9 protein-coding genes are annotated in these 9,886 nt (G+C 42.1%); all 9 read right to left on the bottom strand.

The genetic code is table 11. The features are described 5' to 3' along the window. Positions 1–29 precede the first annotated feature (29 nt). The 9 genes from DPG01_RS04340 to DPG01_RS04300 all read right to left on the bottom strand — a co-directional run bounded on the left by DPG01_RS04340 (position 30) and on the right by DPG01_RS04300 (position 9,636). Positions 30–890 carry an alpha/beta fold hydrolase gene (locus DPG01_RS04340; protein ID WP_110974300.1) on the bottom strand — a complete coding sequence of 287 codons (861 nt, stop codon included), beginning with the start codon at positions 888–890 and terminating at the stop codon, positions 30–32. Positions 891–1,158: 268 nt separating this feature from the next. Next, complete coding sequence (locus DPG01_RS04335; protein WP_110974299.1) at positions 1,159–2,397, bottom strand: OprD family outer membrane porin; 1,239 nt, start codon at positions 2,395–2,397, stop codon at positions 1,159–1,161. A 746-nt stretch (positions 2,398–3,143) separates the two neighbouring features. Continuing rightward, entirely contained in the window at positions 3,144–4,163 is a 1,020-nt protein-coding gene (gene dmpG / locus DPG01_RS04330; protein WP_110974298.1) for a 4-hydroxy-2-oxovalerate aldolase, read from the bottom strand. A gap of 10 nt (positions 4,164–4,173) precedes the next feature. Then, positions 4,174–5,070 (bottom strand): acetaldehyde dehydrogenase (acetylating), encoded by an 897-nt coding sequence (locus DPG01_RS04325; RefSeq protein WP_086209622.1) that lies wholly within the window; start codon positions 5,068–5,070, stop codon positions 4,174–4,176. A 25-nt stretch (positions 5,071–5,095) separates the two neighbouring features. Continuing rightward, a complete protein-coding gene (locus DPG01_RS04320) occupies positions 5,096–5,893 on the bottom strand; it encodes a 2-keto-4-pentenoate hydratase (protein WP_110974297.1) in 798 nt (265 codons plus the stop codon). Between the two features lie 422 nt (positions 5,894–6,315). Continuing rightward, positions 6,316–6,921, bottom strand: coding sequence for a glutathione S-transferase family protein (locus tag DPG01_RS04315; RefSeq protein WP_110974296.1), 606 nt, complete (start codon positions 6,919–6,921; stop codon positions 6,316–6,318). 49 nt (positions 6,922–6,970) lie between these two features. Next, the gene (locus DPG01_RS04310) at positions 6,971–7,684 is read right to left on the bottom strand and encodes a helix-turn-helix transcriptional regulator (protein WP_086209625.1); all 714 of its coding nucleotides are present in this window, start codon (positions 7,682–7,684) and stop codon (positions 6,971–6,973) included. Positions 7,685–7,757: 73 nt separating this feature from the next. Continuing rightward, complete coding sequence (locus tag DPG01_RS04305; RefSeq protein WP_086209626.1) at positions 7,758–8,426, bottom strand: HAD-IA family hydrolase; 669 nt, start codon at positions 8,424–8,426, stop codon at positions 7,758–7,760. 271 nt (positions 8,427–8,697) lie between these two features. Next, positions 8,698–9,636, bottom strand: a complete 939-nt coding sequence (locus tag DPG01_RS04300) for an RluA family pseudouridine synthase (RefSeq protein ID WP_086209627.1) — start codon at positions 9,634–9,636, stop codon at positions 8,698–8,700. Positions 9,637–9,886: the final 250 nt, after the last annotated feature.

The raw sequence follows: 9,886 nt of genomic DNA, 5'->3' as shown, positions 1-9,886 counted from the left end.
GTTCAACCATCCTTTTTCAATTCAATCGCTTATTTCACACCACGTGCACTTAAATAATCTTTAATCACCGTATTAAATTCTTCAGCTTTTTCCACCTGTGACCAATGTCCACACTGACTGAAAATGTGGGCATCCGCAAATGGAACCGTATTTAAAATATCCCATGTACGAGATACAGGAATCACCACATCCTGGACACCATGAATCAGCAATACAGGCACTTGGATGTCCTTCATTTTTTCAAAATCGAGTGGGAACTCAAAACGATCACGGTCACGTGCGCCTACCACATCCATTAAACGGTCTGAGGCATAGTCATTCTTGGCTGCTTCATAACGAACTTTGACCAACTCATCGGTAATTAAGCGCTTATCCACCACAAACATCGACAAAGTATTTTTGATGCCTTCTTCGGTCAAAACAGGATTAGCATGGGCTTTCAGCGCAGCAGTTTGTTTGGCTCCGCCTGTCCCCATCGACACAATACCCAAGACACGTTCTGGATAATCGAGCACCATTTGAAAAGCTAACCACCCACCCAGTGAATTGCCCACCAACCAAGTTTTTTCAATGCCTAAAGCATCCAGTGTACGCACCGCATGATCGACCCATGCGCGAATGCCATAAACCGTACCATCAGCCACCACTGTTTGACCATAGCCAATTGAGTCAATAGCAATACAACGGGCTTGCTCCGCAATCTGTGGTAAATTTAACCACCAGTTCGCTGCTGCCGAAACACCTGTTCCAGAGCCGTGTAAAAATAAAATTGGTGTACCCTCACCCACTTCATGATAATGGGTTAACTCACCTTCCGCTGTTTCAATCCATTTATCTTCCAAGCCAAAGAATGGGTCGGTGGTGTAATTGGGGATTTGGACCGTGCTCATACTTACTCCTCGTACAGCCTAAGACCCGTCTGATGTTCTGTGTTCAGGACAGGTCAATTCATTCATTTCGACAGTTTTACTGTTCCATCTTACCTGTTCAAAACGACTCCACTGATACTTGTTTTCGATCAGACACTACAAAAAAACGATTATTTAAATAAATGTTTTAAAACAATATTTTTATTAAAATCAGAAAATCTGTTTATGATTTGAAGGTGATTCAACAAAGGGCGACTTGTGCCCAAATCGCCCGCTTTCAGTTCAATACTTAAAATTTATAGCTATAGGTCGTAGCAACACGATATTCTTTTAAATCGCTTTTCCAATCATAGTCTGTGTCAATATACATGGCTTGAATCCCTAGACCTTTGAATTTGCCTTCAGGTACGGTGTAATTCACAATCAGATTCAATTCTTGTTCGTCCTGATCGGTTTTACCGCCTGCTGTCGCATCAAAACCAGCAAAATAAATTGCATTGGCATTCAAACCTTTTAACCCCAATTCAGCAAAGTCATAGCCATAAGAGATATTCCATGATTTCTCTTTGGCATTGGTAAAGGTTGCCACGGACCAATTCACCAGATATGGCTGTGGTACCCATCCTGCCAAGGTTGGGAAGCTGTTATCGCCAAACATTTGTTGATAGCCCAAACCTACACTGTGTGACCCATGACTGAATTTAGCGCCCATCGACAAGGCTTGGTTGTCAATTTCGCTATACAACTTATCACCTGACTCAGAATTATCAAAATAACGAACATGGCTGGTCAGCTTCGTATTCGTCCCCAGCGTGGTGTTATAATTGATTCCTGCATAATGCTGTTGATAAATGTCTTTGACATCGGCATACCAATAGCTTGCTCCAAACTCTGGATTAAACTGATGATCAATCCCCGCGATGTACATGCCATCCGCTGTTTTAGCGGTATTTGGATTATTGTTCGGAAATAAACTTAAGTCCTGAAACTGATTGTCATAACGTGCATTAATCCCATCAATATACGCCAAACTCAGTTTGGTATCTTTCAGCTCTTTAGACTCCAACCATGCCCCGCGATAGGTGGTCAGCAGCTGACGTGATGGATCAAATACTAAAACTGGGGAAACAGGTAGCAGCTCACCGACTTTTAATTCCGTTTGCGATACTTTGGCTTTTAAAGTGGCACCGACTTTGCCAAAATCACGGGCTTGTTCCTGTCCATTATGTGGAAGTACCCAATCGGCATTTTTATCACGCCCATTTAAACGAAAAGCATGTTGTACCAAAACATCCGCACCGACTTGCAATGCACCAATTTGAGCATAACCAGATTTGGCATCTAAGCTGATGGCCTGCGACCAACTGCCCCAATTATTTTGTGGCAGGGTTTCATACTGGCGGTCTAAATAAAAATTTCTGAATTTTAACTGGACTTGACTATCGTCGATAAAGTCTGCATTCGTTGCAGTTGTACCTAATGCCGCAGCTGCGACACAGATGGCTGTCCATAAAGTTTGACGACGCATGAGATATATTCCAATAATCACATTAAGCTATAACGTCATCATGCGGAACTCATTGAACAGAAAAAATCCGACCACAGTCTTAAGAAAATGCCACATCACCGACTATAAATACCAAGCTGGACACCGCTCTTTTTTCATTTAGATAAAATTACAATAACTCACTTTTAACCTAATTTCGCAAGTTATGATGAAAGATGGAGCCTCTCCAACCTTTCTCGCTTTAAACTACTTTCTTTTCTAAATAGTTTGAATAATTAAGTGTTTTTTTGTTTAAGTTTTTCGAGTCAGTTTTTTTATTTCAGCGTAACGTTATAAGAAAAAGCGCTCATATCACAGAAATTTTCTATATGTGCATGATGAAGTTGAATAGCTTTAAAGCTGGATGGGTGTGCAACTAGAAATGAGAAAAGTCTAACTTTTTAAATGAGATATAAAATAAAAAATCACTTTGTAATAATAACTATATTTTAAACACTGCCTTCTTCTTTTAAAGCTAGTCACTACGGAGTCTTACCGCTTTAAATCCATTTTTCGGAGCTCATCTCGTTCTTTTGTTATGCCAAAAGAACCAAGAACATTTGTCATCAGCAAAACCTGTTCACCAGATACATTTAAATACTGCTATTGCAAAAACAGTCTATTTCAAATATCACGCAGGTTGCTGATGACATTCCCCCGAATAATTTCTAAATTCCAAAAAACAAAAAGCGTCCCAAAGGACGCCTTTCAAATACATATTGATCAGATTAAACCAAAGCAGTCTTCGCTTTCGACATGGTCAAAGCCAAATCTTCAATCATGTCTTCCTGACCACCGACCGTACCACGACGGCCTAATTCCAATAAAATCTCACGCGCTGACACACCATATTTGGCTTCTGCACGCTTTGCAAAGAGTAAGAACGATGAATACACCCCTGCATAACCCAAAGTCGCCGCATCACGGTCCGCTCGAATTGGGTTCAACATCATTGGAATCACCAAATCCTCTGCCACATCCTGTACTTTAAACAGATCCACGCCCGTTTCTAGTCCCATACGGTTTGCCACCGCAATGAACAATTCTAATGGAGTATTACCTGCACCAGCACCTAAACCCGCAGACGCCAAGTCGACACGAATTGCACCTGCATCAACCGCAGCTACAGTATTTGCCACCCCCATACCCAAGTTATGATGCCCGTGGAAACCCAGTTCAATACTGCTGTCCAATTCTTGACGCAGTAAACCGACACGGTCTGTGACATCTTGTGGCAGCATATAACCTGCTGAATCAGTCACATAAATACAGTTCGCGCCATAAGACACCATCTTTTTCGCTTCTTCAAGCAATTGAACAGGCGATGCCATGTGTGCCAACATCAAGAAACCCACAGTATCCATCCCCAACTGACGTGCCGCAGTAATATGCTGTTCTGAACAATCGGCTTCGGTACAGTGGGTTGCTACACGAATAGTAGAAACACCAATTTCATGCGCCATTTTTAAGTGATCGACCGTACCAATGCCGGGTAACAGCAAGGCTGACACTTTGGCATTTTTCATACGCGGAACAACAGCAGATAAGTATTCTTCATCCGTTGTCGCAGCGAAACCATAGTTCACGGATGAACCACCTAAGCCATCACCATGCGTCACTTCAATCAGCGGTACACCTGCATCATCCAATGCAGTGGAAATTGCAATCATTTGCTCAACAGTGGTTTGATGGCGCTGTGGATGCATACCATCACGCAAAGTCATATCATGCACAATAATCTTAGACATGGGTTGCTCCTTATACTTCAGCCATAGCCAATAAACGTTCCGCAAACATTTCCGCAGTGCGCGCAGCTGCCGCAGTCATAATGTCCAAATTCCCTGCGTACTTCGGCAAGAAATCACCCAAGCCTTCTACTTCAAGGAATATCGACACGCGGTTGCCATCAAATACTGGGCCATTCACCAGTTTATAACCAGGTACATATTTTTGTACTTCGGTAATCATGGCTTGAACAGATGCCGTAATGGCCACTTGATCAGGTTCACCTTCAACTAAACAATGCACCGTATCGCGCATCATGAGTGGTGGCTCGGCTGGGTTGATAATGATGATGGCTTTACCTTGTTTTGCACCGCCGACTTTCTCAATCGCGCCAGCCGTGGTACGGGTAAATTCATCAATGTTTTTACGTGTACCCGGGCCAACCGACTTGGTCGAAACGGTCGCAATAATTTCCCCATAACTCACCGCTTGTACGCGAGAAATGGCAGCCACCATAGGAATGGTCGCTTGTCCACCACAGGTCACCATGTTCACATTCGGCAACTCACCTGCATCCAAGAGTTCTTGAAGGTTGACAGGTGGCACACAAAACGGGCCAATCGCAGCAGGTGTCAGGTCAATCATCTGCACACCTAATTCGTTCAACTTACGGCTATTTTCCGCATGCACATAAGCCGAGGTCGCATCAAAGGCAATTTGAATTTCATCCGCAACTACATGTGGCAGTAATCCGTCTACACCTTCTGCTGTGGTTTTTAGACCCATATTCGCTGCGCGGGTTAAACCTTCTGAACTTGGGTCAATCCCGACCATCCATACTGGCTCAAGGAATTCGCTACGCTGCAACTTATACAATAAATCTGTTCCGATATTTCCCGGACCGATTAATGCACATTTAATCTTTTTCATGCATCTACTCTCTCAAAAATCCAATTTATTCCGCAGCAAACGCAGCGACTACTGAACCAAAGCCTTCAATTTCAACTTTAAATTCATCCCCTGCTTGGGCAATCACCATTGGCCCCAAAGCACCCGTTAAAATAATGTCACCAGCCAGCAATGGACGACCACGACGTACCATCTCATCGGCAAGCCAAACCGCAGCATTTAAAGGATTGGCTAAACAGGCTTTACCAATGCCTTGCGAAACTACCTCATCGCCACGGGTCATGGTCATTTTGCAGTTGACTAAGTCAAGCTGATCCAATTTCACGGGGCGTGAACCCAAAACAAATGCCGCAGAAGACGCATTGTCTGCCACGGTATCAATCAATGAAATTTTCCAGTTCTCAATGCGACTATCCACCACTTCAATTGCAGGCAAGGCATAGGCTGTGGCACTAATAATGTCTGCATAGCTATGTTTTTCTTGAGTTAAGTCTTTGTTAATCACTAACGCGATTTCTGCTTCTACTTTAGGCTGAATCAATAAACTTGCAGGAATGGCTTCACCATCGCCATAAGCCATATCGGCAAACAGCATGCCGAAATCGGGCTGATCAACCCCTAGTTGCGCCTGCACTACTTTAGAGGTCAAACCAATTTTACGTCCTACCAAGCGGCGCCCTTCTTGTAAGGCACGTTGGGTATTCACTTCCTGAACCGCATACGCAATATCGACATCTGCCTGTTCCGCACCTAATTGCGGACGTATAGGTGCAATCGCAGTTTTTGATAATTCGGCATTGCGTAAAGCCTGCGCAACAGATTCAACAACAGCAGAATTCGACATCTAACTTTCCTTAAACTGCAAAATAGAGACAAAATACTGTTTTATCGAGCAAGGGAAAGACAGAGATGTTCAAAATGAAGCGAGCATATACTTGAAGAAGAACCTGATGGCTTATCCCTAAGACCACTCAAAACGAGTATGTTTTAGACCACTCAAGCATCGGAAAATTGCGGGTTTTACGCCAATACTTATTTTATTTTTTACAATAGTTAGAACCTATAAATCTTTTCTATTTTAGCCATCAAAATAAACAGCATAGAAAAATCAAAACGAAAAACGACAAAATCACCCATAATTTCGCTATGTATATTTCAATCAAATTTTTTCATCTACGACTAAAAAACGATACGTGAGAAACCTATTTGAAGAAATCTATAACTAAAAAAACCTCTTATCAAAGAGGTTTTTCTAGTTAAATGATTTTATGCTGCAAATAAAGCAGGATGGTTCTTGAAACTTTCACGTTGTTGAATAGCCAATACATAGCGCTCAATTGCTGGATGTGGCTTTAATAAATTCATTTTTAATTGCCACATGATCATTGCTCCTAAACTGATATCGGCTGCTGTAAACTGCGAACCGCATAGATACGGGCTGGCTTGCTCCAAGCCTTGAATCAACGCTTGATACGTATCCTGATAATCGCCATACCCCATAAACATCTTCTGTTCTGGCGAAACTAGTACTTTTAAATGTTGATTGTCGGAGGCTGCTGCAAACGGGCCTGCACCAAAAAACAACCAACGATAATATAAACCTCTTTTCGGATCATCCAGTGCGGGAGCCAAACCTTTTTCAGAAAATTGATCTGCTAGATATGCACAAATGGCATCCAACTCGTAAATCACCACATCACCATCCACCAAAACAGGCACTTTACCAAAAGGGTTGAGTTTTAAAAATTCGGCTGATTTCATTTCTGCGCCATAGGCAACTTCTATACGCTCGACCTCAATCCCCAAATCAAGAATAAGCCAGTCCACCACAACGCCACGAGATTGCGTATTGGTATATAAAGTTAAAGCCATTGTTCTATCCTCTGTGTTTATTGTTTTTTTAGAATAGAACTGAGTTGTGTCAGTTTTTGTCAGCAGTGTTTGCCGATTGTCCTGAATTTGAAAATTCTTTTTGACACCATTGTTCAAATAAATGGCGTTTAAATTGGGGATAAATTTGCTCTGTGAATATGAGTGTTTGAATCCGATCTAAACGAAAGTTTCTAAAGTCTTCTCGCAATTCACACCATGCAGCCAACAACATTTTGTCGTTAAAATACCCCAATGCAAAAGGCCATAATTGCCTATGCGAAATCTGTTTATGCTCATCAACATAATCAATCTGAATTTTAGTCTGTAAGCGAATTGCAACACGAACTTGTTCCACAATGGTTTGATCAACCTCAATCCATGAATGAATTGATTTTAGATAAGTATCATTTAAAAATTCTTGTTTTCTTTGTGGCAATACTGCTTTTAATTTACTTAATACTGAATGTGAAGCCTGCTGTAATGCATGATCAGGGATGGATTTAGCCCATTGTAATGCCAGATACATCGCTTCAATTTCTGACTCATCTAAACTCATTGGCGGCAGGAGAAAGTTTTCTTTCAATTGAAATCCTAAACCTGCACTTCCCTCAATATTGACCCCTTGATCACGTAAACTTTCGATATCCCGATACACACTTCGCACACTGATTTGCAAGTGCTCAGCCAAACATTGGGCTGTAACAGGATAACGCTGTTCCCGCAGATGCTGTAACAAATGAAGTAATCGAATAGAACGACTCATAGCGTATTTCTTGTTCTTCAAAATTAAGTTTAGGCATATATCCTTATACGCCTTGAAAAATGATCAACTTTGCTTACGCCACATCGAAAGCCTTCAACTGCTGTCTTAAAAAATGATCCAAACTGGCTACATCATCTACAATCGTCAAAGGCTGATATTGTCTTAAGGTTTCAGGTGTATGCACACCATAGCTCACCCCAATTCTCGGCATAGCAATATTACGTGCCATCTCCAAGTCATAACTGGTATCACCGACCATAATCGCGCGTTCAGCGGACACACCCGTTTCAGTTAAGATTTCTTCTAACATCAAAGGATGTGGTTTGGACTTGGTTTCACTGGCAGCACGGGTTGCCACAAATAACGATTGACTCTGAGTCTGTGCCAACACTCGGTCTAAGCCTTTACGGCTTTTACCCGTTGCCACCGCCAACAATAACCCCGCTTCACGTAAGCCATTCAGCATGTCTGCAACACCATCAAACCAGACATCAGTTTTTGAGTTCGCTACATAATGTTCTGCATAGCATTGCAAAATTTCAGTATGTAACTCAGGCACTTGAGGGAATAAACGCTGTGCAACCTCTGGCAAGCCTAAACCGATAATGCTTTTGGCATCTTCACGGGTGAGCGGTTGTGAAAATTGCTGTGCTGCAAATTGTAAACTCGCCACAATCTGCCCCACTGAATCAAATAATGTGCCATCCCAATCAAAGATAATCAGTTCTACAGGTTTATTCATGCTGGGGTTCCAATATTTACTTTTATGAAAACAATTTACACGATGCATTTGCTAACGATGGCAACAGAAGTGTCGCCGTTGAGCTGATTTGCACTTCGCTTTAAAGCAGTGCTTAAAGCGCGTTTAGGACGTTCAATCAGCTCAACAAAAGACTGTTGCTACTTTTCATCTTTTGAAAATTAAAGATGACCAATACAACATCATTTTAAATTAATCACAACCAACAAAAGTCATGTCTTTACCAACGCTCCTACAATGAAGTGGAAAAGGCTTAATCCTTCTTCTGTGCTCTTAACTGCGCCACAATACTCTGCATATCTTCAGGCAACGGCGCTTCAATCGTCTCATAACCTGGGATGTCTAAACGCATCGCATGTAAACATAAACGACGTGGTTTCGGTCCCTTGTATTCTGTTTCATGACCATATTTATCATCCCCAACCAATGGATGACCGATACTTAAACCATGCACACGAATTTGATGGGTACGCCCTGAAAGTGGCGAGGCATAGACTAAGGTTGCATGCATAAAGCGCTCAGCCACATTCCACTGCGTCTTAGACTCTTTACCTTCACTCGATACACGTACACGACGCTCGCCATTGGACAACTCATAGCGGTGCAAAGGCGCATCAATTAACTGCTTGTCTAAACTCACCACACCTTTGACGACAGCGGCGTAAGTTTTCTTAATTTTGTGTTCACGTAGCATGTCCTGTAAGCTTTTTAATACACTACGCTTTTTAGAAATCATCACCAAACCTGAGGTATCACGGTCAATACGATGAATCAGTTCTAAATATTTTTTACCTGTTGCCGCACGTAAGCCTTCAATCAGACCATAGGCCACACCACTGCCGCCATGTACAGCAATTCCAGATGGCTTATTCACAACCATCAAGCCTTCATCTTCATACACCACACGGCTCAGCAAACTCTGTGCGACTTTGTCAGAAACAGGCGCCGCATTTTCATCTTTTTGTTCATAGCGAATCGGGGCCACACGAATTTGGTCCCCAATCGACAGTTTAGTTTCTGCTTTTATACGCTTTTTATTGACCCGAACCTGACCTTCACGAATCAGACGATAAATACGACTTTTAGGCACACCTTTTAAACGGCTAAATAAAAAATTATCAATCCGTTGCCCTGCTTGATGCTCGTCCACTTCAAACCACGTCACGTTTTGCCATTGTTGGGTAGAATTCATACAGTTACTGCGACCTAAAAAATACGGAATTTGGATAAAAAATGACCACTTAGGCTATGCTTTACACAAGAAAGACTAGCTTAGCCCATAGGCAGATGGTACAAGGTTTGATATAGTCAGCGCACGGATACCACCATAAGTGAGTTAAAAGCTTAATCATTTCAATTTTAAATTGGATAATTAAGAAAAACTCAACTCAGCTTGGAACGGTCCCAAAAGAATTATGCCGACGCCGAAGGCTTATTATATC

It is taken from the genome of Acinetobacter sp. WCHAc060042 (genome assembly GCF_003231195.1).
GTDB lineage: Bacteria > Pseudomonadota > Gammaproteobacteria > Pseudomonadales > Moraxellaceae > Acinetobacter.
The sequence above is the reverse complement of the archived record's forward strand: the minus strand, read 5'-3'. Positions and strand labels throughout refer to the sequence as shown.

Excerpts from the sequence above, each read along its gene's own strand:
- DPG01_RS04340 (WP_110974300.1), bottom strand. The coding sequence starts at position 890 with ATGAGCACGGTCCAAATCCCCAATTACACCACCGACCCATTCTTTGGC.
- DPG01_RS04335 (WP_110974299.1), bottom strand. The coding sequence starts at position 2,397 with ATGCGTCGTCAAACTTTATGGACAGCCATCTGTGTCGCAGCTGCGGCA.
- dmpG (WP_110974298.1), bottom strand. The coding sequence starts at position 4,163 with ATGTCTAAGATTATTGTGCATGATATGACTTTGCGTGATGGTATGCAT.
- DPG01_RS04325 (WP_086209622.1), bottom strand. The coding sequence starts at position 5,070 with ATGAAAAAGATTAAATGTGCATTAATCGGTCCGGGAAATATCGGAACA.
- DPG01_RS04320 (WP_110974297.1), bottom strand. The coding sequence starts at position 5,893 with ATGTCGAATTCTGCTGTTGTTGAATCTGTTGCGCAGGCTTTACGCAAT.
- DPG01_RS04315 (WP_110974296.1), bottom strand. The coding sequence starts at position 6,921 with ATGGCTTTAACTTTATATACCAATACGCAATCTCGTGGCGTTGTGGTG.
- DPG01_RS04310 (WP_086209625.1), bottom strand. The coding sequence starts at position 7,684 with ATGAGTCGTTCTATTCGATTACTTCATTTGTTACAGCATCTGCGGGAA.
- DPG01_RS04305 (WP_086209626.1), bottom strand. The coding sequence starts at position 8,426 with ATGAATAAACCTGTAGAACTGATTATCTTTGATTGGGATGGCACATTA.
- DPG01_RS04300 (WP_086209627.1), bottom strand. The coding sequence starts at position 9,636 with ATGAATTCTACCCAACAATGGCAAAACGTGACGTGGTTTGAAGTGGAC.